We start from the raw sequence: 21,410 nt of genomic DNA, 5'->3' as shown, positions 1-21,410 counted from the left end.
GGCTCCTCTAGTGGTGGGCGGGACCGCGCAGCAGGTAGCCGAGCTCGACGCCGCTGGAGTCGATGTGCGGGTCGGTGGAGGTGAAGGCGGCCACGGTCAGCCCGGCCCGCCGGAACAGCTCGTCCCAGTAGGCCTTCCTGGCCAGGCGCTGGCGGGTGAAGTAGTGGATGAGGAAGTACGGGTTCCAGAAGTTCCTGGCCACGCCGTGCCGCATGACGGCCGGGTTGGCGATCTCGTCGCTCACCTCGATGACCACGACGTTGATCTGAGGGAACCGGGAGACGACGCCGCGCAGCAGCCCGAGCACCGCCTCCTCGCCCTCCTGGGCCAGGATCTCCTGCAGCACGTAGCCGAGGACGATCAGGTCGGGCCGGCAGTCGGCGGGCGGGTCGCGCAGGAAGTCGGTGGCCGAGGCGTTCACCAGCCGGACCCGGTCGGCCATGCCCGCCCGCTCCACCAGGCCCACGGCGGCGCGGTAGCCGTCGGGGTCGGGCTCGACGCCGACGGCCCGCAGGCCGGGGACGGCGGCGGCGAACTCCGTGAGGTACAGCGCGTTGCCGCAGCCGAGGTCGAGCAGCTCGCGGGCGTCCACGCCGCCCTGCTCCAGCAGGTCGAGGGTCATCGGCATGCCGTCGTAGCGGCTGATCTCGCAGCTGCCCACGCTCACGTGCTCGCCGTCGCGGGTGCAGTCGGGCGCGCCGCGGGTGAGGGCGCCGCCGATCTGCTGGATCGTCCCGGCGTACCCGCCGATGAGGAAGGTGTACCAGGCGCGGAACTCGTTCAGGCCGCGTGCCTTGTCGGTCAGCGCGACGTGATCGTCCTCCACCCGCACGATGTCCTCGTTGGCCAGGTAGAGCAGGAAGCCGCGCAGCCGGTCGGCGGCCATGGACAGCTCGTCGGCCAGGGCCGGGATCGGCGTCGGCGGGCGGCCGGCCAGCGCGTCGTAGAGGCCGGTGTCGAACAGGTGGTGGACGCCCACCGCGAGGAAGTGCTCGGTGATCGGGCGGATCGCCTCGACGAGCCGCAGCTCGAAGGAGGAGTCCACGGTCGTCTTCAGTGGGCTGGACATGATGGTCACCGCGGGCTCCTGGTTCGGTCGGCGGACGGGTCGTTCTCGCGTGAGAAGTCGCCCCAGCGCAGCAGGTCGAACAGCCGCTTGCCGGTGGACGGCGGACTGAAGAAGAACGTCGTCTTCTCGCGGCGGCGCAGCAGGCCGTGCGCGAGGAAGTCGCGCGCGGTGGCGGCCCAGTACCGGGGACCGCTCCGCAGCAGCAGCGAGGCGTAGTCGGCCGCGGTCATCGGGGGGCCGAACCAGTGGTTGACGGAGACGGACGGCGTCCGCGACCTGATGTCGTGCCAGCAGCCGCGCGGCATGTACAGCACGTCGCCCGGTTCGACGGTGCCGGCGTAGAAGGTGGCGCGGCGCAGCCGGGGGAACCGGTCCAGGTCCGGTTCCATGACGTCGACCTGGCTGTTGACGAGGTTGCCTGGGAACGGGTAGACGTCGCGGGCGTGCTCCCACGGCACCAGGACCACGTGCTTCTCGCCCCAGATCTGGCAGAAGAAGTTGTCCTTCAGGTCCGAGTGCAGCATCGACCGGGTGCCGGCCGAGCCGATCCACACCCGGGTGTCCGTGCTGTACGGCAGGTCGCCGGTGAGCGGCGCGAAGTCGTAGTCGCGGGCGGGGAACAGCTCGGCCGCCCTGGTGTAGGCCAGGTAGCAGGGCGAGTCGGCGGAGGTGGCCAGCATCTCGTGGACGAACTCGGCGAACGGGAGCGTCCGCTCGTAGTTCCGCTGGTCGTGGGGGAACAGCACGCCGCTGGCGGGCAGGTTCATCAGCGCGGTGACGGTGCGCCCGCCGTGCGTGACCGCCAGGTTCTCTGGCGTCCACCGGGTACGGGCCGGCCAGGAGTCGGTGAGCCCGGGGAACACCATCGGGCCCGAGCGGTCGGCGATGGCCTGCCGCACCGCGGCGGGCGCGGGGTCGTCGTGGCGGGGCAGCCGCCGCACGTCGAGGCCGGCCTCGCGGAGCTTGGCGGCCGGGTCAACCTGCTGTCGCAGTGAGCGCATGGCTGAGGTCCTTCGCGGATCGGTTGCTGAGTGTCTGGGTCGCCCAGGCGTACGACGTCCGGGGAACGACGCCGACGCAGACCAGGCGCGGCTGACCAGTCACGACATATCCGGATTCGGTGCTCGTGACGGTGAGGGCGGCGTCCGGCTGGTACCAGCGGCACCGGTGCGGCCAGAACGTGATCTCGCCCTCGGGCAGCAGCCCGAGCTCCCGCCCCACGTGCGCCATCGCCACCGTGCCCGAGCCGCAGGCCAGCGTCTCGCAGTTGATCGCGCGCTCCCACGTGCGGTACTCGACCCGGCGCCCCTCGACGCGGGCGAAGTTGAGGTGCACGCCCTGCGGGAAGAGCTCGCGGTAGGCGCGGTTCACGTGCGTGCCGATGTGGTGGGCCAGCGCGACCGACTCCTCGATGGCCGGGCCGTCCGGCTCGCCGAGTGCGCCCCGAGCGTCGATGAACAGGCGCTCCGCCAGCCCGTCCGGCAGGCCGTGCCCGCGGAACAGCGCCAGGTGGGGCTCGCCGCTGAAGGTCAGGTAGCCGGCGAGTTTCCCCACGCCGGGGACGTCGAGGCCGGTGATGTGGTCGATCCCGTCGGCCGGCGGCGGTCCGCTCCTGTTGATCAGCTCCGCCGGGACCGGGCGGGTCAGGCCCATGTCGACCCAGGCCCCGCCGTGCCCGTCGCCCCCGACGGCGTCCTCCGCCGGGCTCCGGCCCGTACCGTCGGCCGGGCCTTCCGCTGTACCGTCCGGCGGGCCATCCGCTGTGCCGACCCGCACCGACCGGGGGCGGCCGGTGGGGAGCTCGGTGAGCACCTCCCACCGGTCGCCGCCGTGCGCCCGCCGCAGCGCGGCGGCGGTGCACAGCAGGCCGTTCCCGCAGGACAGCGTTTCCGACCCGTCCACCTCGAAGATCCGGAAGAGGTAGTCGGCCCGGCCCGGCGCCTCCGACAGGTACAGGACGTTGTCGGTGCCGCCGATGCCGAAGTCGCCGTTGAGCGCCCAGCGGGCGAAGGCGGCCCGCTGCTCGTCGTCGGCCAGCGGGGTGACGGTCTCGTCGACGATGATGAAGGTGTTGCCGAACGAGGTGTACTTGGCGAACTCGATGTCCATGATCACACCGTCGTGGGGAGAGGACCGGTGGCCACCGGCAGCCCCACGTCGCTCTGGATGAGCGACTTGACGCCGGCCGCCAGCGTGGTGGAGTCGTCCGGCAACCGGGTGCCGAACAGGTTCTCGCAGTGCCTGGCCCGCAGGTCACGGTCCTTGCCGTGGTACTCGGCCCGCCGGTGCATCATGCGGTAGTTGTCGATCACCGCGACGTCGCCCGCCGACCAGCCGATCTCGATCTCGTGCTCCAGCGTCCAGCGCCGCACGGTCTCCGCCAGCTCCTCCGGCACCGGAGCGCCGTCGCCGAGCGTCATGCCGTAGAACGTCTGCTCCGTCATCGCCTGGAGCATGGTGTTGCTGAAGCTCTCGTCGCCGTTGGCCGTCGTGACCACGATCGGCGACTCGTAGCTGGTGTAGAGCGTGCCGTCGGGCAGGAACCGGTGGCCGAACCGGGGCAGGGACGCGAGCACCCGCTCGATCTCCTCCCGGGCGGCGGGGCCCGTCGCGAGCCGCCAGGTCTCCTCGGCCCAGTGGCGCTCGAAGCGGAGCGTGTTCGCCCGGCAGAACTCCTGCCAGCGCGGGCTCAGCTCGGCGAGCAGGCGCACGCCGTCGACCGCGCCGGTGGGCGCCCCGCCGTCGCTGCCTTCGAACAGGCACATGAACCAGAGGGCGTCCGGCCTGTAGGGGTTGTAGGAGTCCTCGGCGTGGAAGCCCAGGGCCTCCCCGCCTTCCGGGTAGTGGACGTGGCGCGACCCGGCGCACGTGCCGAACTGTTCGGTGAATGCCTCGAACTCGGCCAGCGCCGGCTCGTACCCCGTGAAGTAGACGTAGCCGTCCTTCTTCAGGAGCTGTACGACGATCGCGGGGTCGATGTCCGCGAGCCGCTCACCGGGGCCGGCGGCGATCTCGCAGCCAATGGTCTTGGAGAGAATCTTCATTCCACACCTTCCGGATGTTCCGGCCGTCCATCACCGACCAGCATCACCCGGGCCGCTATAGCCGCGATCGAACCGCATTGGTGCACCGCTCAACCGGGCACCCGGTCCCCCGTTCGATCCGCGGGCAGGGAGTCCCTGAGCGACTCCGCCGTCAGCGAGTTCCCGGCGGCCAGCAGCTCGCGCGGGGTGCCCTCGAACATGATCTCCCCGCCCGACCGGCCGCCCCGGGGACCGAGGTCGATGATCCAGTCGGCGTTCTTCACCACGTCCAGATTGTGCTCGATGACGATCACCGAGTTCCCGTGGTCCACCAGGGTGTCGATGATGCCCAGCAGGCCGCTGATGTCTGACATGTGCAGACCGGTGGTGGGCTCGTCCAGCACGTAGACGGTGCCCGACCTGCCGAGTTCGGTGGCCAGCTTGATGCGCTGGCACTCGCCGCCCGACAGCGTGTTCAGCGGCTGCCCGAGCTGGAGGTAGCCGAGCCCGACCGACACCACGGAGGCCAGCTTCCCGGCGATCTTCGGCTCGGTGAAGAACTCGGCCGCCTCGGCGGCGCTCATGGCCAGCACGTCGCTGATGTCGCGGCCGCGCAGGGTGTGTCGCAGCACCTCCTCGGTGAAGCGCTTGCCGGAGCACACCTCGCAGACAGTGATCATCGGGTCCATGAAGGCCAGGTCGGTGTAGATGACGCCCTCGCCCTGGCAGTTGGGACAGGCCCCCGCGGAGTTGAAGCTGAACAGCGAGGCGCTGACGCCGTTCTCCCGGGCGAACCGGCGGCGGATCTCGTCCATGACGCCGGTGTAGGTGGCCGGGTTGGAGCGCCGGTTGGTGGTGACGGCGGACTGGTCGACGATCACCGCGTCGGGGTGCTGGGCGAGGAAGACCTGGTGGATGAGCGTGCTCTTGCCGGAGCCCGCGACCCCGGTCACCACCGTGAGGACCCCGGTCGGGATCTCGACGGTGAGGTTCTTGAGGTTGTGCAGCGACGCGCCGGTCACCTGGAGGTGCCCGGACGGCCGCCGGAACTCCTCCTTGATCGGCAGCTTCCGCCGCATGCACGCGCCGGTGAGGGTGTCGGCGGAGTGGAGCCCCTGGACGTCGCCCTGGTAGACGATCTCGCCGCCGTGCCTGCCCGCGCGCGGGCCGAGATCGACGACGTGGTCGGCCACCTCGATGACGTCGCGGTCGTGCTCGACCACGAGCACCGTGTTGCCCTTGTCGCGCAGGTGCCGCATCAGCGTCGTGAGCCTGCGCACGTCCTGCGGGTGCAGGCCGATCGTGGGCTCGTCGAAGATGTACGCGACCTCGACCAGCGAGCTGTTGAGATGGCGGATCATCTTGATGCGCTGCGACTCGCCGCCGGACAGGGTGGAGGTCTCGCGGTCCAGGGTGAGGTAGTCCAGGCCCAGGTCGACGAGGTGGCCCAGCCGTTCGAGCAGGTTCCGCACGACGGTGCTCACCTGCGGGGCGGTGATCTCCTTGACGGCCTCGACCAGGGCGTCGGCCTCCAGGGCGGCGAACTCGGCGATGTTGCGCCCGTTGATCTTGCAGGCGAGGACGTCCTTGTTGAGCCGCTGCCCCTCGCAGGTGCGGCAGACCGAGACCGAGACCACGCGTTCGAGCGCGGCGCGGTTCTTGGCGCTCATCTCCTCGGGGTTCTTGCGCAGGTAGAGGCGGTCGAACTTCTCCAGCAGCCCTTCGTACTTGGAGTTGATCTGGCCGCCCTGCCAGTCGAGGGCGATGGAGCCGTCGGCGCCGTGGAGCAGGGCGTCCCATTCCTCGCGGCTGTAGTCGCCCAGCTTCTTGTCGTTGTCGAACAGGCCGGAGTTGGCGTACAGCTTCCAGAACCAGCCGCCGACGGAGAAGGCGGGGTGGTCGATGGCGCCTTCGTTGAGCGAGCGCGACGTGTCGAGCAGTTTGCCGAGGTCGACCTGCATGCGCCGGCCCAGGCCCTCGCAGTCGAGGCACATGCCGGCCGGGTCGTTGAAGGAGAAGGCGTTGGAGTAGCCGACGTGGGGTTCACCGGCGCGTGAGAACAGCAGCCGCAGCAGCGCGTACAGGTCCGTGATGGTGCCGACGGTGGACCGGGAGTTCCCGCCGAGGCGCTTCTGGTTGATGATGATCGCGGTCGACAGGCCCTCGATGACGTCCGCGTCCGGCTGGCCGTACCGGGGGAGCCGGTTGCGGACGAAGGCGGTGAACGTCTCGTTCAGCTGCCGCTGGGACTCGGCCGCGATGGTGTCGAACACGAGTGAGGATTTCCCCGAACCGGACACCCCGGTGAAAACCGTTATCTGATGCTTCGGCACCTCGACCGAGACATTTTTCAGGTTGTTTTCCCGGGCTCCCGCGATCGTGATGAATGTGGGTCGCATACCTGCCACGTTAGACACCTTCGCGGTCACTTCATGGCCGCAACCAGACAGGCAGTTCCGTGAGCCTCGCTGTTTGCGACCCCGTACGCCCCCAGCGCAACTTCTCGAAAGGCACGGCCAGTCGCGCCTCGGGATATTCCTCACGCAACACGGAAATCATGATTTTCGACTCCAGCTGCGCCAGTTGTTCCCCGATGCAGTAATGGGCGCCGTCACCGAAGGTCAGCCGCTTGTCCCGGCTGCGCGCGTTGATGCCCTCGATGTCCACGAGCACGGGCGCGCCCCGGGGCAGCGGCACCCCGTCGATCATCAGGTCCCGCGAGGCGAACCGCCACAGCGTGTACGGCACGGGCGGGTGCTCCCTGAGCATGCGCTCGACGAACTCCGCCGGGTCGGCGTCCGGCGCCAGGTGCCCGGCGAGCGTCTCGGCCAGCAGGAAGCCGAGGAACGACCCGGTCGTGTCGTGGCCGGCGAAGATCAACCCCATGATCATGTAGGTCAGCTCATCAGCCGAGACGTCGCCGAACTCGGCCCGCGCGCGCTCGTACAGCACCCGGGTCATGCTGTCGGATCGGCCGTCCATCGCCGCCCGCACGGCCCGCCCCAGCAGCTCCTCCAGCGAGGAGGTGTCGTCCTCGGCCTCGTCGGCGGTGCCCAGGGCCATGGCCTTCATCGCGCTGACGGCCTTCCTGGCCGTGACCGGATCGGTGACCGGGACGCCGAGCAGTCCGCAGATGACCAGCAGCGGGAAGTTGTAGGCGAAGCCGTCGATCAGCTCGGCGGGCTCGCCGCTCGCCGCCGAGGCGTCGGCCAGGTCGCGGAACAGGTTACGGGCGATGGCGGCGAGCCGGGCGTCCGCGGCGGCCAGCCTGCGCGGGTTGAAGGCGGGCGCGTGGACCCGGCGCAGCCGCCGGTGGTCCTCGCCGTCGACCGCGATGAGCGTGAACGGGCGCAGCTCCGGCACGGGGCAGTCGAGGCCGTCCTCGACCCCGTGCCAGCTCTCGGGCGCCAGCGTGGGGTCCTTGACCATCCGCGGATCGGCCAGCACCTCCTTGGCCAGCGCGTAGTCGGTGACCACCCAGGCCGGCCCGCCGGCGGGCGCCTGCGCCCGCACGAGCCGGCCGGCCGCGCGCAGCTCGTCGTGCACGTGCGGCTTGCCGCGCATCGGCTGCGCCGGGCAGGCGAACGGGTCGACCCGCAGGACGGGCTCGGCGCTCATGACAGCACCGAGAATCCGGCGCCGTGCGGGTCGACCAGGTCGGCCCGGACGCCCAGCGGCGTGACGGCGGGCGGGTTCTCCACCCGGCCGCCCAGCTCGACGGCCCGCCGCACGGTCGCCTCGACGTCGCCGACGCCGAACGTGACCGCCCAGTGCGGACGCACCGCGCCCGTCACGCCCAGCTCCCAGGTGCCGCCCACCGTCCGGCCGGCCACCTGCCACTCCCCCGAGACGGCGGCGAGGCCGAGCGTGTCCCGGTAGAAGGCGGCGGTCCGTCCGGCGTCGGCGGTGACCAGGTCGACCCGGCGCACCGAGCCCGGCACGCCCATCTCCTCGGCGCCCTGCATCCTCAGCGGCTGCCACACGGCGAACGCCGCCTGCGCCGGGTCGGCGAAGACCGCCATCCGGCCCAGGTCCATGACGTCCATCGGCATCATGATGATCTCTCCGCCCGCCGCCTTCACCCGCTCGGTCAGGGCGTCGGCGTCGTCGGTGGTGAAGTAGACCGTCCAGATGGCGGGCATGCCGTGCTCGCCGTCGCCGTAGGGCCGGTGGTACGGGGTGTCGATCTGGTGGTAGGCGACCGCGGCGACGAGCCTGCCGTCGTGATGGAAGGTCGTGTAGCCGCCGGCCTCCGGTTCGCTGACCTCGTTCGCCGTCCAGCCGAACAGCCCGGTGTAGAACGTCACGGAGGCGGCGACGTCCGGCGAGCCCAGGTCGAACCAGGAGGGCGAGCCGGGAACGTAGGTGCTCACAAGGATTCCCTTTCACTGACGGCGGCCGCGCTGGCGTCCCACAGGCGCGCGGCCAGGTCGGGTTCGGCCGTCGGTCCCCGGACCGGAGCCGGCCGTCGATCGGCGTAGTAGGCGCCGCGCTCTATGCGCTCGGCGGGTTCGGCGGCCAGCCAGAGCAGCGTGTCGGCGCCCTGCTCGGGGGTGCGCAGGAACGGGTTGTAGCGGAAGTACCAGGAGGCGATCGTGCCCCGGCCCACCAGCGTGCGGACCTGGCCCGGGTGGAAGCTGACCGGCAGCACGTCCGGCCATCTCCTGGCCGCCTCGGCCGCGAAGAGGATGTTGGCCTGCTTGGACGCCCCGTAGGCGCGGCCCGCGCTGTAGCGGCCCCGTTCGCCGTTGAGGTCGGCGGGGTCGAGCCTGCCGTCGGTGTACGCGCCGGACGAGGTGAGGATCAGCCGCCCGCCGGCCAGCCGGTCGCGCAGCGAGCACGCCAGCAGGAACCCGGCCAGGTGGTTGGTCTGGATGGTGGTCTCGAAGCCGTCCGCCGTCGTGACCCTCGACCGGAACATGCCGCCCGCGTTGGAGGCGAGCACGTCGACGCGCTCGAAGCGGTCGCGCAGCCGGTCGCCCAGCTCGCGGACCTCGTCCAGCCGGGTGAAGTCGGCGCGCAGGCCGTACGGCCGGACGGGGCAGAGCGCGCGCAGCTCGCCCAGCAGCGACGCGAGCCGCGGCTGGTCGCGCCCGACGGCGACCACGCGCGCGCCGCGCCGGGCGAACCCGAGCGCGGCCGCCCGTCCGATGCCCGAGGTGGCGCCGGTGACGACCACCGTGCGGCCGGCGAGCTCCCGGTCGGCGGCGGGCTCGGCGGCGGGGTCGGTGGCGGTCACGCGCGTTCCAGGTCGTTGACGAACTCCAGGAACTCCTTCGGGGTGGTGACCTCGGCGAGTTCGCCCTCGGGCAGCTTGCGCCCGCAGGCGCGCTCGACGCGGTGCACGGTCTCGAACACGGCCAGCGAGTCGAAGCCGAGCTCCTCGAACGTCGCGGTCTCGAAGTCGTCGTCCAGCTCGATGTCGTCGTCGCCCGCGACCTGGCGCATGGTCTGCTTCAGTTCCTCGAGGCTGAGCTGAGCCATTTTCCTGCCCTTTCGTCCTCGGCGATGCCCGGACCCTCCGGTCCGCCCGCGCCCAGCTTGACCCCACGCCGTGCAGAAGCGCTCGAACGGCGATGGACCAACACAAGTCAGGCGGCCCTCCAGCCGGGCCGACGACCGTGGCGGCATGGATGCGCACTATGAGGAGGCGCAGCGGTTCTACGCGCGCCAGATGCAGTTGCTCGACTCCGGGGCCACCGACGAGTGGGCCGGCACGTTCACCGACGACGGCGTCTTCGAGGTCGGCGACACGGTCGTCCGCGGCGCGGACGACATCGCCGAGGCGGCCAGGAAGACGACCGCGCAGTTCGCCGCCGCAGGGATCACCCGCAGGCACTGGATCGGCATGCTGGACGTGCGGCCGCACCCCGAAGGGCTGACCGCGCGCAGCTACGCGCTGGTGCTGGAGATCGCCGAAGGGGGCGACGTGGTGCCGCGGCGCAGCACCGTCTGCGCCGACCTGCTGGTCGGGTCGGCGGACGGCTGGCGGGTCAAGCACCGGCGGATCACCCGGGACGGGATGGACCCGGGATGAGCCCGCACCGGGGTCACGCGATCCGGTCCCGGCCGAACGGCAGGCTGACGGCGCGCATCGTCCGGTCCATGCTGGCCGGCGACTGGCTGGACGAGTTCTGGGCCTGGTTCGCCGAACGGTCCGAGCGGACCGCCCACCGGGTGGAGCGGGCCTCGCTCGACGAGCTGGCGGGCTGGAGCAGGGACGCCCGGACGGGCGACTACGCCCACCACAGCGGCAAGTTCTTCCGCGTGACGGGCATCGACGTGCACGTCCCCGGCGCCGCGGTGCCGCGCTGGAGCCAGCCCATCATCGTGCAGCCCGAGATCGGCATCCTCGGCATCCTGGTCAAGGAGTTCGACGGGGTGCTGCACTGCCTGATGCAGGCCAAGTTCGAGCCGGGCAACGCCAACGGGCTGCAACTGTCGCCGACGGTCCAGGCCACGCGGAGCAACTTCCAGCGGGTGCACCGGGGCAAGGCCGTGCCGTACCTGGAGTACTTCCGCGACAGCGCCCGGCACCGGGTGCTGGCCGACGTGCTCCAGTCGGAGCAGGGGGCCTGGTTCTACCAGAAGTGCAACCGCAACATGATCGTGGAGGTCGACGGGGACGTCCCTGTCGGGGAGAACTTCCGCTGGCTCACCTTCGGCCAGCTGCACCGGTTGTTCGGCGTGCAGAACCTGATCAACATGGACGCCCGCACGGTGCTGTCGTGCCTGCCGTTCACCGGCTTCGACCGGCACCCGCTGAGCGACGCCGCCGAGGACGACTTCCGCCTCGCGCTGGCCCGTTCGTGCAGCAGCGCCGAAGGCAGCCTGCACCCGATGCCGGAGATCCTGAGCTGGATCACCGGCATCAGGGCGCAGTCGGAGGTGACGACCAGGGTCGTGCCGCTCGCGGGGCTGCCGGCCTGGCACCGCAACGACGGCCGGATCTCGCACGAGAGCGGGCTGTTCTTCGACGTGATCGGCGTCGACGTGGCCGCCGGGTCGCGCGAGGTGACCGGCTGGAGCCAGCCGATGATCGAGCCCATCGGAGACGGCGTCGTGGCGTTCGTCGTCCGCCGGATCGGCGGGGTGCTGCACGCGCTGGTGCACGCCAGGGTCGAGCCGGGTTACGTCAACGTGGTGGAGCTGGCGCCCACCGTGCAGTGCACCCCGGGCAACCTGCGGGCGCTGCCGCCGGCGGCCAGGCCGAAGTATCTGGACACGGTGCTGGACGCCCCCTCCGAGCAGGTGCGGTACGCGGTGGCGCTCTCGGAGGAGGGCGGTCGCTTCTACCGCGCGATCAACACCTACCTCGTCGTCGAGGCGGACGTGGAGGACGACGCCGGTTACCGCTGGATGCCCCTGCACCAGCTGGCCGACCTGCTCAAGCACAGCAACTACCTGAACGTCCAGGCGCGCAGCCTGGTGGCCTGCCTGCAGAGCCTGTCCGCGCCGTCCGTGGCCGCCACGGCCAGAAGGTGAGTCGTCGATGCGAGTCCTGTTCACCACGTTCGCCGCCCCGTCCCACTTCTACGCCCAGGTCACGCTGGCGTCCGCGCTGCGCACGGCCGGCCACGAGGTGATCGTCGCGAGCCAGCCCGAGCTGGTCGACACGATCACGGCCGCCGGTCTGACCGCCGTGCCCGTCGGGCCGGTGCTGGACCTGGAGCCCGAGACGCAGCAGGCCACCTCCAGCTTCGCCGGTGACCGCAATCTGGGCGGGCTGGCGATGAGCAACTCGCGGCACGACCCGTACCCGTGGGAGCGCGCGCTGGGCATGTTCAGCGCGATGACCGCCTTCGTCTTCCAGAACGTCTGCTCCGAGCAGATGATCGACGACCTCGTCGAGGTGGCCCGCGACTGGCGGCCCGACCTGGTGATCTGGGACCCGCTGACGCTGGCGGGGCCGGTCGCGGCCAGGGTGACGGGGGCGGCGCACGCCCGGCTGCTGTTCGGCCCGGACCAGATGGCCCGCAACCGGACGGCCTTCCGCGCCCTGCTCGACGAGCGGCCCGCCGAACTGCGGGACGACCCGCTGACCGAGTGGCTGGGCTGGACCCTGGCCCGGCACGGCGAACGCCTCCGCGAGCGGGACGAGGAGCTGGTGCTCGGCCAGTGGACGATCGACCCGACCCCGCCCTCCATGCGCGCCCCGCTCGGGCTCCACTACGTGAACGTGCGGTACGTGCCGTACAACGGGCGCTCGGCCCTGCCCGGCTGGCTGCGGGAGACGCCGCCGTACCCGAGGAGGGTCTGCCTGACCCTGGGGATCTCGCTGGGCGAGGTCGAGGACGGCGGGACGGTGGCCGCGGGCGACCTGATGGCCGCGGTGGACGGCCTGGACGTGGAAGTGGTCGCCGCGCTCGCACCGGAGCTGCGGGGCCGGCTGGGCGCGCTGCCGGGCAACGTGCGCGCGGTCGACTTCGTCCCGCTCGACGCGCTCCTGCCGTCGTGCGCGGGGATCATCCACCACGGCGGCTCGGGCACCTTCATGACGGCGCTGGCGCACGGCGTGCCGCAGCTGATCGTGCCCGACCTGATGTGGGACTCCAGGGAGAAGACGCTGGCGCTGACCGCCGCCGGGGCCGGCCTGGTCATCGAGGACCAGGAGAAGCTCTCCCCCGACCACCTGCGCGAGCGGATCATCACGCTGCTGGACGATCCCGCCTACGCGGCGGGGGCCGCGCGGCTGCGCGCGGAGATGGTGGCCACCCCGGCCCCGAACGACGTCGTGCCGGTGCTGGAACGGCTGACGGCGCTGAACCGTACCTGAACCGAGCTGAACCGAGCTGAGGAGAGACGGATGGACCGGATCGTGATCGTCACCGGCGGCGGGTCGGGCATCGGCCGCGCCACCGCACATGCCTTCGCCCGTCAGGGGTGCGGCGTGCTGATCGCCGGCCGTGACGCCGGCGCGCTCAAGGAGACCGCCGCCGGTCATGACGGCATCCACCCGCTGGAGGCCGACCTGACGGCGGACGGCGGCCCCGAGAGCGTCGCCGAGGCGGCCATGCGGCGGTTCGGCCGGGTGGACGTCCTGGTCAACAACGCCGGCGCAGGCGCCTTCGGCGCGCTCGGCACCCTCGACCGGGCCCGGATCGAGACGCAGACCGCCACGAACCTGGTCGCGCCGATCCTGCTCACGCAGGCCCTGCTGGAGCCGCTGACCGCCGCCGAGGGAGTGGTGGTCAACGTCAGCTCCGCCGGCGCCCTCGGGCTGCGCTCCTGGCCGGGCAACGCGGTGTACGGCGCGACCAAGGCCGGCCTGGACCTGCTCACCAGGTCGTGGGCGGTGGAGCTGGGCGCGCGGGGGATCCGCGTGGTCGGGATCGCGCCCGGCGTGATCGACACCGACGCCGGGGTGCGCGCCGGGATGCCCCGCGCCGACTACACCGCCTTCCTGGACGGGATGCGCTCGCGGGTCCCGGTCGGCAGAATCGGCACGCCGGAGGAGGTCGCCTGGTGGATCACGCAGGTCACCGCCCCGGAGGCCGCGTACGCCAGCGGCACCGTGATCGCGATCGACGGCGCCCTGTCCGTCACCTGACCCGCGGAACACCAGCGGAAACACCAGCGGAAACACCAGGGGAAACACCAGGGGAAACACCAGGGGAAGCCGCCCGCCGCGTGGCGGGCGGCTTCCCCTGTGCGGTGGCGCTCAGACCGACGCCGTCCGGCGGCGGCTCTCGGCGTACTCCTTGGCCGCGCTCAGCGTCAGCATGCTGTTGCCGCTCAGCGCCTTGCGCGCCAGCTCCCTGGCCTGCGCCACGGTGCCGTCGGGGCCGAGCACCGCGGTGACCGCGTCGTCGGCGATCGCCACCGTGTGCGCCGAGGTGACCACCGCTCCGTCGCCGTCGGGCCGTACCGTCCACCGGCCGGCGTGCAGGGACAGCAGGGGCGGGGTGCGCAGCTGCTTGTAGACGATGAGGTGCTCGGGGAAGCAGACCCGCACCGAGCTCGTGGTGTGCGTCGAGCCGTCACGCGAACGCGTCTCCATGTCCATCGCCTGCAGGCCGGGCGTCTCCTCCGTCACCGTGATGGCGGCCACGTGCGTCAGCCGTTCGTGCCACAGGTCGCTGCGGTAGAGGAACGCGTAGGCGTCCGCCGCGTCCCCCCGCACCCGTACGGAGTCCTCGAAGGCCATCAGCCGGCCGGGGGTCTCCACCGCCCGGCGCAGGGCGGCGAGCTCGGACTCGCTGTTGCGGTCGACCGCGTTGGCGATCCAGCTCACCGAGGCGCTGTCGCCGCCGACGGCGCGGAAGTCGTGGGTCAGCCGGACCCGCGTGCTCCCGTCCCCGCCGGGCTCGACGATCCACTCGCCGCCCATCGCGGCCACCGGGTGCGCCGGCACCTCCTGGCGGAAGCGGATGCGCCACCGTTCGCGGTCGAACTCCCGCCGGGACGTCCAGCTCTTCGGCTTGCCGTTGGCGGTCGCCCAGATGCGGACGCGTTCCTGCCGGTCGTCGTGCGCGAGCACCTCGACGTGCACGGTCGGCGGGAAGACCGCCGGCCACGCGCCCGCGTCGGCGAGCACGGCGTAGACCGCCGCCGGTTCCGCGGCGACGGTGATCTGGTGTTCGGTCTGGTGGATGGCGGACGTCGCCATGAGCCTCTCCGGTCTGTCAGTAGTTCCCCAGTCCGCCGCAGACGTTGATCGCCTGCGCGGTGATCGACGCTGCCGTGTCCGAGACCAGGTAGCCCACCATCCCGGCGACCTCCTCCGGCGTGGAGTAGCGGCCGAGCGGGATCTTGTTCTCGAACCGGGTCAGCACCTCCTCCTCGGTGATCCCCCAGAAGTCCGCGTACCGCTGTCGCACTCCCCGCGCCATCGGCGTCTCGACGTAGCCGGGGCACACGGCGTTGACCGTGATGTTCGTCTTGGCCAGCTCCAGGCCCAGCGCCTTGGTCAGGCCGACGAGCCCGTGCTTGGACGCCGAGTAGGGCGCGGCGAGCACGACCCCCTGCTTGCCTCCGGTCGAGGCGATGTTGACGATGCGGCCGTGCCCGCGCTCCAGCATGCCGCCGGTGGTGAGCACCGCCTTGGTCACCCGGAAGGCGCCGTTGAGGTTGGTCTCCATGACGTCGAGCCACAGCTCGTCGGCGATCTCGGCGGTGGCCCCGCCACCGCCGCGCCCGGCGTTGTTGACCAGGATGTCGATCGGGCCGTAGCGGTCGCGCGCGGCCTGGACGAGGTTCCGGATCGCGGCGGGGTCGCGCACGTCGCACGTGGTCCCGTCGACGTCCATCCCGGACTCTCGCAGCTGCTTGACGGTCAGCGCGACCGTGTCGCCGTCACGCGCGCACAGGAACACCCTGGCGCCGCTGCCTCCCAGGACACGGGCGACGGCGAGGCCGATGCCGCTGGTGCCGCCGGTGACCAGCGCGTGCGGGCCTTGGTCGGACATGAGTTCTCCCTTCGGTGGGCGCCAGCCTCGCACCGGGCGCTCGAATGGCGGTGGACGACCTGGGTTCGACCGGGCCGCGAGAGCGGCGCGGCAGCGTCGTGCCGTATGGACCCGCTGCCGACCGAGGAGCCCGAGGAGCCCGCATGCCACACGTCACCTTCGTGAACACGTTCCTGCTGCACGCGCCGGCGGAGGAGTTCGAGCGGGCGTTCGCCGCCACGTCCGAGTTCATGGCCGCGAGACCGGGTTTCCTGTGGCACCAGCTCTTGCGCCCCCTCGAACGCGGCCCGCTCGAACGCGGCCCGCAGGAACCCGGCCCGGACGGGAGCCGCTACGTCAACGTGGCCGCCTGGCGGGACGAGGAGTCGTTCCGCGCCGCGGTGACCCATCCCGGCTTCGCGCCGCACGCGGCCGCGCTGCGCGCGCTGGCCACGAGCGAGCCCGTCCTGTACGAGACGCGCCAGACCCGCACCGCGGTCACGGAGCCGGCATGAGCAGGCGCGTGGTCGTCACGGGGCTGGGCGTCGTCGCCCCGGGCGGCGTCGGGGTCAAGGCGTTCTGGGACCTGCTGCTGTCCGGGGTCACCGCCACCCGGGGGATCAGCACGTTCGACCCGTCCCCGTTCCGCTCGCGGATCGCCGCCGAGTGCGACTTCGACCCCGAGCCGGCCGGGCTGTCCGCGGCGGACGCCGAGCGGCTGGACCGGGCGGCTCAGTTCGCCGTGGTCGCCTGCCGCGAGGCCGTCGCCGACGCCGGGCTGCGCATCGACGAGGCCGCCGCGCACCGCGCCGGGGTGGCGCTCGGCAGCGCGGTGGGCTGCACGCAGAAGCTGGAGTCGGAGTACGTGGCCATCAGTCACGGCGGCGCCGGCTGGGAGGTGGACCACACGCTCGCCTCGCGGTACCTCTACGACTACTTCGTGCCGAGCTCGATGGCGGCCGAGCTGGCCTGGGCCACCGGCGCCGAGGGGCCGGTGTCGATCGTGTCGGCGGGCTGCACCTCGGGCATCGACGCGATCGGGTACGCGGTCGAGCTGATCCGCGACGGTCTGGTGGACGTGATGGTGACCGGCGGCACCGACGCGCCGATCGCCCCCATCACCGTCGCCTGCTTCGACGCGATCAAGGCCACCTCCAACCGCAACGACGACCCGGCCACCGCCCTGCGGCCCTTCGACCTCACCCGCAACGGGTTCGTGCTGGGCGAGGGCGGCGCGGTCCTCGTGCTGGAGGAGGCCGAGTCCGCCAGGCGCCGGGGCGCGCAGGTGTACGCGGAGATCACCGGTTACGCCTCGCGCAGCAACGCGTACCACATGACCGGCCTGCGGCCCGACGGCGCGGAGATGGCGGCGGCGATCACCGCGGCGCTGGCCGAGGGCCGCTGCGACCCGTCCGAGGTCTCCTACGTCAACGCGCACGGCACGGCCACCAAGCAGAACGACCGCCACGAGACCGCGGCCTTCAAGCGGGCGCTCGGCCCCGACGCCTACCGGGTGCCCATCAGCTCGATCAAGTCCATGATCGGGCACTCGCTGGGCGGGATCGGCTCGCTGGAGGTGGCGGCCGTCGCGCTGGCCGTCGCCCGGGGCGCGATCCCGCCCACCGCGAACCTGCGCGAGCCCGACCCCGAGCTGGACCTGGACTACGTGCCGGTGACCGCACGGGAGCAGCCCGTCGGCACGGCGCTGACCGTGGGCAGCGGGTTCGGCGGGTTCCAGAGCGCCATGCTGCTGCGCCGATTCGAGGGGTGAGCCTGATGACCGACGTCGTGGTGACCGGGGCGGGAGTCGTCGCCCCCAACGGGCTGAGCCCCGGCGACTACTGGGCGTCCGTGCTGGAGGGGCGGAGCGGGATCAGCCCAGCGCCCCGCACCGGCCCGGACGGGCCGCCCTGTCCGCTGAGCGGGCGCGCCGACGCGTTCGTGGCCAAGGAGCACCTGCCCGCGCGGCTGCTGCCGCAGACCGACGTGATGACGCGGTACGCCCTGTTCGCCGCCGACCGGGCCCTGGAGGAGTCCGGGGCCGGACGGGACGCGCCGCTCGACATGGGTGTGATCACCGCCAGCGCCTCGGGCGGCTTCGACTTCGGCCAGCGCGAGCTGCAGAACCTGTGGAGCGAGGGCCCCGACCACGTCAGCGCGTACATGTCCTTCGCCTGGTTCTACGCCGTCAACACCGGTCAGATCTCCATCCGGAACGACCTGCGCGGGCCCGTCGGCGTGCTCGTGGCGGAGCAGGCGGGCGGCCTGGACGCGGTCGCGCACGCCCGGCGCAAGGTCGCCGCCGGGGCGCGGCTGATGGTGGCCGGCGGCATGGACTCCTCCCTGTGCCCGTACGGCCTGGCCGCCCAGGTCCGGTCCGGGCGGTTGAGCACCGGCGAGGACCCGGCCACGGCCTACCTGCCGTTCGACCGCCGGGCGCGCGGGCACGTGCCGGGCGAGGGCGGCGCGATGTTCACGCTGGAGGCCGACCGGCCGGACGCGCGCGGGTACGGGCGGATCGCCGGCTACGGCGCCAGCTTCGACCCGCCGCCGGGCTCGGGCCGCCCGTCCACCCTGGTCCGGGCCGTCGAGACCGCGCTGGACGACGCGGGCGTGACACCCGGCGAGGTGGCGATGGTGGTCGCGGACGCCGCGGCCGTCCCCGAGCTCGACGCGGCGGAGGCCGAGGCCCTGGCCGCGGTGTTCGGGCCGCGCGGGGTCCCGGTGACCGCCCCGAAGACGCTGACCGGCCGGCTGTACTCGGGGGCGGGGCCGCTGGACCTGCTGACCGCCCTGCTCGCGCTGCGCGACGGCGTGGTGCCGCCGACCGCGAACGTGACGGACGCCGACCCGGAGCTGCCCGTGGACCTGGTGACCGGCGCGCCCCGGCCGGCTGAGGGCACCGCCGCGCTGGTGGTGGCCAGAGGGTTCGGCGGGTTCAACAGCGCGATGGTCGTGCGCGCATGAACGAGGACCTGTACCTCGCCGGCTGCGCGACCTGGCTGCCCCCGGCCGTCCCGGTGGAGGAGGAACTGGCGTCAGGCGCGTGCGACGTCGCGCTGGCCGCCTCGACGGGCATGCGCGCGGTGGCCACGGCGGGCAAGGAGACCGGGCCCGAGATGGCGGCGCGGGCCGCCCGGACGGCGCTCGGCCGGGCCGGCGCGGGACCTGAGGACATCGATCTGGTGCTGCACGCGAGCCTGTACTTCCAGGGTCATCACCTGTGGGCGCCCGCCTCGTACGTCCAGCGGGTCGCGGTCGGCAACGCCTGCCCGGCGATGGAGGTCAGGCAGGTCTCCAACGGCGGCATGGCCGCGCTGGAGCTGGCCCGGCGCGGCACGCGTACGGGCGCGCTCATCACGACCGGGGACCGGATGACCCCGCCGGGCTTCGAGCGCTGGCGGAGCGACCCCGGCACGGTCTACGCCGACGGCGGCACGGCGCTGGTCGTGTCGCGCTCGGCCGGGTTCGCCAGGCTGCGCAGCCTGGTGACGGTCTCCGACCCGGAGCTGGAGGGCATGCACCGGGGCGGCGACCCGTACGGCGACCCGTCGCCGGACGAGCAGCCCACCGTGGACCTCGGCCTGCACAAGCGCGCCTACGTGCGCGAGACCGGCACCGCGGCGACGGCCGCGCGGGTGGGCGCCGGCCAGGAGGCCGCGCTGCGCGGCGCGCTGGACGAGGCCGGGGCCGGCCTGGACGACATCGACTGCTTCGCCCTGCCGCACCTCGGCCTGCGCCGGCTCAAGGCGGCCTTCTTCACCGCCTTCGGGATCGCGCCCGAGCGGACCACCTGGCCGTGGAGCAGGGACGTCGGCCACCTCGGCGCCGGGGACCCGATCGCCGGGCTGGACCACCTGGTGTCGGCCGGGGCGCTCCGGCCGGGCGGGCTGTGCCTGCTGGCGAGCGTCGGGGCGGGCTTCAGCTGGTCCTGCGCGGTCGTGGAGATGCTGGACCGCCCCGCGTGGGCGTCGGACGAGAGGACGTGAGATGGGTACGGACGCGGTCCTGCTGATGTTCCCCGGGCAGGGCTCCCAGCATCCGCGGATGGCCTGGGGGCTGTACGGCCGGGAGCCCCGTTTCACCGCCGCGATGGACGAGGCCCTCGCGGCCTTCGGCGAGGAAGGCGACGCGCTGCGCCGCGACTGGCTGAGCGAGCGCCCCCGGGTGCCGCTGGACCACGTCACGCGGGCGCAGCCGCTGCTGTTCGCCGTCGACTACGCGCTCGGCAGGACGCTCCTGGAGTACGGCGTGCGCCCCCGGGTCATGCTGGGACACAGCATCGGCGAAGTGGCCGCCGCCGTCCTGGCCGGGGTCTTCACCCTGGCCGACGCCGCCGCCCTCGTGCGTGAGCGGGTCCGGCTCCTGACGGGAGCGCCGCCGGGCGGCATGCTCGCGGTCTCGGCCGGGGTGGCGGCGCTGGAAGGCGTGCTGACCGAGGACGTCGTGGTGGCGGCGGTCAACGCGCCCCGCCAGACGATCGTGGCCGGGCCGAGCGGGCCGCTGGCCGAGGTGGAGCGGGCGTTGCGGGCCGAGGGGTTCACCTGCGCCCCGGTGCCCACGCTGATCGCCTTCCACAGCCCGTCGCTCGCCGACACCGTCGAACCCGCCGTGGCGGGGTTCGCGGCCACGCCGGTGAGCGCGCCGCGGATCCCCCTGTACTCGGGGTACGCGGCCCGGCCGCTGACCCTGGAGCTGGCGGCCGACCCCGAGTACTGGGCACGGCAGCCGGTGGCGCCGGTGCGGTTCTGGCCGGCGCTCGACGAGATCCTCTCGGCCGGCCCTCCCGGCACCGTCTGCGTCGAGGCGGGCCCCGGCCAGGGGCTGAGCACGATCGCGCGACGGCACGCCGCCGTGCGCAGAGGGCCGGGCACGGTGGTGCCGCTGCTGCCCGCGCGGGCCGGCGGCCCGGACGCGGACAGGTCGGCGTTCGCCACCGCCCTGTCCGCCCTGACCTGTCCGCCCTCCTGTCCGCCCTGATTGGCGGGGGACGAACCCGGCGAGCGGCCCTGGCGGTGGTGAACCAGCGGTCAGCGGGCGACCCGGGCCGTGACGAAGCGGACGGGAACGTCGATGACCAGCGGCCCGCCGTCGCGCCGCAGCGCCTCCAGCCCGCCGATGAGCCGCTCGCGCAGCTCGGCGGCCTGCGGCCCGGGCAGGTGCTGCCACAGCAGCCGCATGCCCTGGGTGTGCGACCAGTCGACCCACTGCTCGGCCGACGCGGCGGTCATCCGCACCGGCTCGTCGAGCACGGCGACGTCGCCGAAGCCCGCCCGCTCCAGCGTCGCGGCCAGGTCCTCCGGCCGCTCCAGCCAGCTGTTGAACCGGCGCACCAGCGATTCCGGCTGCCATTCCGGCGGCAGATAGGCGAGGAGTTCGCGGGGAATGAGCGGGGTGAACTCGGGAGGCAGGAACGGAAATATCCCGGTCCTGAACACGGGGCTGCTGAAAGCGATTCTCCCGCCTTTCACGAGCAGTTTTCCGTAGCGCGCGAGCGCCGCCGGGGCGTCCGGCAGGAAAATGATGCTGTAACCGCCCTGCACGACGTCGAAGGACCGGTCCGGCAGTTCAGGCCGTTCTCCGTCCATCACCCGTACCGCGGCGTTGTCCAGGGCGCGGGCCTCGATCTCCGCGCGCGCCTCGGCCACCATCGCGGGGGCCACGTCGATGCCCAGCACGTAGCCGCTCGGGCCCACCCGCTCAGCGGCCGGGAAGAGGCTCGCGCCCCTGCCGCACCCGACGTCCAGCACCCGCTCGCCGCGGGCGGGCGCGGCCAGCTCGACGAGTCGTCCGCCCATGGGCGTGAAGAACTCGACGCCCATCCTGTCGTAGGTCGCCGCCGACGTGTCGAAGACGTCCGCGACCTGTTTCTTGTACGTCGATGTGTCCACGTTCATCAGTATTCGAGCGGTCCTGGAGAACCGGTCGAGA

The 21,410-nt window shown here is 72.5% G+C and carries 21 protein-coding genes; 9 read left to right on the top strand and 12 right to left on the bottom strand.

Features of this window, described 5'->3' with window-relative positions; all coding sequences use genetic code 11:
• Positions 1–7 precede the first annotated feature (7 nt).
• From ACQEUU_RS14485 to ACQEUU_RS14445, 9 genes are all read right to left on the bottom strand, one after another.
• Positions 8–1,069, bottom strand: a complete 1,062-nt coding sequence (locus ACQEUU_RS14485) for a hypothetical protein (RefSeq protein WP_433065583.1) — start codon at positions 1,067–1,069, stop codon at positions 8–10.
• Positions 1,070–1,074: 5 nt separating this feature from the next.
• Positions 1,075–2,070: a cupin-like domain-containing protein gene (locus ACQEUU_RS14480; RefSeq protein WP_433065580.1), complete on the bottom strand. Its 996-nt coding sequence runs from the start codon at positions 2,068–2,070 to the stop codon at positions 1,075–1,077.
• The gene (locus ACQEUU_RS14475) at positions 2,045–3,178 is read right to left on the bottom strand and encodes a hypothetical protein (protein WP_433065578.1); all 1,134 of its coding nucleotides are present in this window, start codon (positions 3,176–3,178) and stop codon (positions 2,045–2,047) included. The genes ACQEUU_RS14480 and ACQEUU_RS14475 overlap by 26 nt, the downstream gene beginning before the upstream one ends.
• Before the next feature lie 2 nt (positions 3,179–3,180).
• Complete coding sequence (locus ACQEUU_RS14470) at positions 3,181–4,113, bottom strand: TauD/TfdA family dioxygenase (RefSeq protein ID WP_433065575.1); 933 nt, start codon at positions 4,111–4,113, stop codon at positions 3,181–3,183.
• A gap of 89 nt (positions 4,114–4,202) precedes the next feature.
• The gene (locus tag ACQEUU_RS14465; protein ID WP_433065573.1) at positions 4,203–6,365 is read right to left on the bottom strand and encodes an ATP-binding cassette domain-containing protein; all 2,163 of its coding nucleotides are present in this window, start codon (positions 6,363–6,365) and stop codon (positions 4,203–4,205) included.
• Between the two features lie 157 nt (positions 6,366–6,522).
• Positions 6,523–7,710, bottom strand: coding sequence for a cytochrome P450 (locus ACQEUU_RS14460; RefSeq protein ID WP_433065570.1), 1,188 nt, complete (start codon positions 7,708–7,710; stop codon positions 6,523–6,525).
• Positions 7,707–8,465, bottom strand: coding sequence for a VOC family protein (locus ACQEUU_RS14455; RefSeq protein ID WP_433065567.1), 759 nt, complete (start codon positions 8,463–8,465; stop codon positions 7,707–7,709). The genes ACQEUU_RS14460 and ACQEUU_RS14455 overlap by 4 nt, the downstream gene beginning before the upstream one ends.
• Complete coding sequence (locus ACQEUU_RS14450; RefSeq protein ID WP_433065564.1) at positions 8,462–9,331, bottom strand: SDR family NAD(P)-dependent oxidoreductase; 870 nt, start codon at positions 9,329–9,331, stop codon at positions 8,462–8,464. The genes ACQEUU_RS14455 and ACQEUU_RS14450 overlap by 4 nt, the downstream gene beginning before the upstream one ends.
• Entirely contained in the window at positions 9,328–9,576 is a 249-nt protein-coding gene (locus ACQEUU_RS14445) for an acyl carrier protein (protein WP_433065561.1), read from the bottom strand. Before ACQEUU_RS14445 ends, ACQEUU_RS14450 begins: the two co-directional genes overlap by 4 nt.
• A gap of 145 nt (positions 9,577–9,721) precedes the next feature.
• Here ACQEUU_RS14445 and ACQEUU_RS14440 point away from each other — a divergent pair, with 145 nt between their 5' ends.
• From ACQEUU_RS14440 to ACQEUU_RS14425, 4 genes are read left to right on the top strand one after another with little or no spacing between them, the layout of a single operon-like run.
• Positions 9,722–10,129: a nuclear transport factor 2 family protein gene (locus tag ACQEUU_RS14440; protein ID WP_433065558.1), complete on the top strand. Its 408-nt coding sequence runs from the start codon at positions 9,722–9,724 to the stop codon at positions 10,127–10,129.
• On the top strand, positions 10,126–11,577 hold the full coding sequence (locus ACQEUU_RS14435) for an NDP-hexose 2,3-dehydratase family protein (protein ID WP_433065555.1): 1,452 nt from the start codon (positions 10,126–10,128) through the stop codon (positions 11,575–11,577). Before ACQEUU_RS14440 ends, ACQEUU_RS14435 begins: the two co-directional genes overlap by 4 nt.
• A gap of 7 nt (positions 11,578–11,584) precedes the next feature.
• Entirely contained in the window at positions 11,585–12,868 is a 1,284-nt protein-coding gene (locus tag ACQEUU_RS14430; RefSeq protein ID WP_433065552.1) for an activator-dependent family glycosyltransferase, read from the top strand.
• A gap of 30 nt (positions 12,869–12,898) precedes the next feature.
• Positions 12,899–13,642: an SDR family NAD(P)-dependent oxidoreductase gene (locus ACQEUU_RS14425; RefSeq protein WP_433065550.1), complete on the top strand. Its 744-nt coding sequence runs from the start codon at positions 12,899–12,901 to the stop codon at positions 13,640–13,642.
• 111 nt (positions 13,643–13,753) lie between these two features.
• On the opposite strand, the gene ACQEUU_RS14420 is transcribed toward ACQEUU_RS14425, so the two are convergent.
• Positions 13,754–14,701: an aromatase/cyclase gene (locus tag ACQEUU_RS14420; protein WP_433065547.1), complete on the bottom strand. Its 948-nt coding sequence runs from the start codon at positions 14,699–14,701 to the stop codon at positions 13,754–13,756.
• Positions 14,702–14,717: 16 nt separating this feature from the next.
• Positions 14,718–15,500 carry a 3-oxoacyl-ACP reductase FabG gene (fabG, locus tag ACQEUU_RS14415; protein WP_433065544.1) on the bottom strand — a complete coding sequence of 261 codons (783 nt, stop codon included), beginning with the start codon at positions 15,498–15,500 and terminating at the stop codon, positions 14,718–14,720.
• A 143-nt stretch (positions 15,501–15,643) separates the two neighbouring features.
• On the opposite strand from fabG, the gene ACQEUU_RS14410 reads away from it, so the two are divergent.
• The 5 genes from ACQEUU_RS14410 to ACQEUU_RS14390 are packed head-to-tail and all read left to right on the top strand — an operon-like array spanning position 15,644 to position 20,459.
• Positions 15,644–15,994, top strand: coding sequence for an antibiotic biosynthesis monooxygenase family protein (locus ACQEUU_RS14410; protein ID WP_433065541.1), 351 nt, complete (start codon positions 15,644–15,646; stop codon positions 15,992–15,994).
• Positions 15,991–17,250 carry a beta-ketoacyl-[acyl-carrier-protein] synthase family protein gene (locus ACQEUU_RS14405; RefSeq protein WP_433065539.1) on the top strand — a complete coding sequence of 420 codons (1,260 nt, stop codon included), beginning with the start codon at positions 15,991–15,993 and terminating at the stop codon, positions 17,248–17,250. Before ACQEUU_RS14410 ends, ACQEUU_RS14405 begins: the two co-directional genes overlap by 4 nt.
• A 5-nt stretch (positions 17,251–17,255) precedes the next feature.
• Complete coding sequence (locus ACQEUU_RS14400) at positions 17,256–18,446, top strand: beta-ketoacyl synthase N-terminal-like domain-containing protein (protein WP_433065536.1); 1,191 nt, start codon at positions 17,256–17,258, stop codon at positions 18,444–18,446.
• Positions 18,443–19,468 (top strand): ketoacyl-ACP synthase III family protein, encoded by a 1,026-nt coding sequence (locus tag ACQEUU_RS14395; protein WP_433065533.1) that lies wholly within the window; start codon positions 18,443–18,445, stop codon positions 19,466–19,468. The genes ACQEUU_RS14400 and ACQEUU_RS14395 overlap by 4 nt, the downstream gene beginning before the upstream one ends.
• Before the next feature lies 1 nt (position 19,469).
• Positions 19,470–20,459, top strand: coding sequence for an acyltransferase domain-containing protein (locus tag ACQEUU_RS14390; protein WP_433065531.1), 990 nt, complete (start codon positions 19,470–19,472; stop codon positions 20,457–20,459).
• A 50-nt stretch (positions 20,460–20,509) separates the two neighbouring features.
• Here the strand turns inward: ACQEUU_RS14390 and ACQEUU_RS14385 are convergent, their stop codons facing one another.
• A complete protein-coding gene (locus ACQEUU_RS14385) occupies positions 20,510–21,376 on the bottom strand; it encodes a class I SAM-dependent methyltransferase (protein WP_433071840.1) in 867 nt (288 codons plus the stop codon).
• Positions 21,377–21,410 lie beyond the last annotated feature (34 nt).

Source organism: Nonomuraea sp. CA-218870 (assembly GCF_050936535.1).
GTDB classification, from domain to species: domain Bacteria; phylum Actinomycetota; class Actinomycetes; order Streptosporangiales; family Streptosporangiaceae; genus Nonomuraea; species Nonomuraea corallina.
This window is presented reverse-complemented; position numbering and strand designations above follow the sequence as displayed.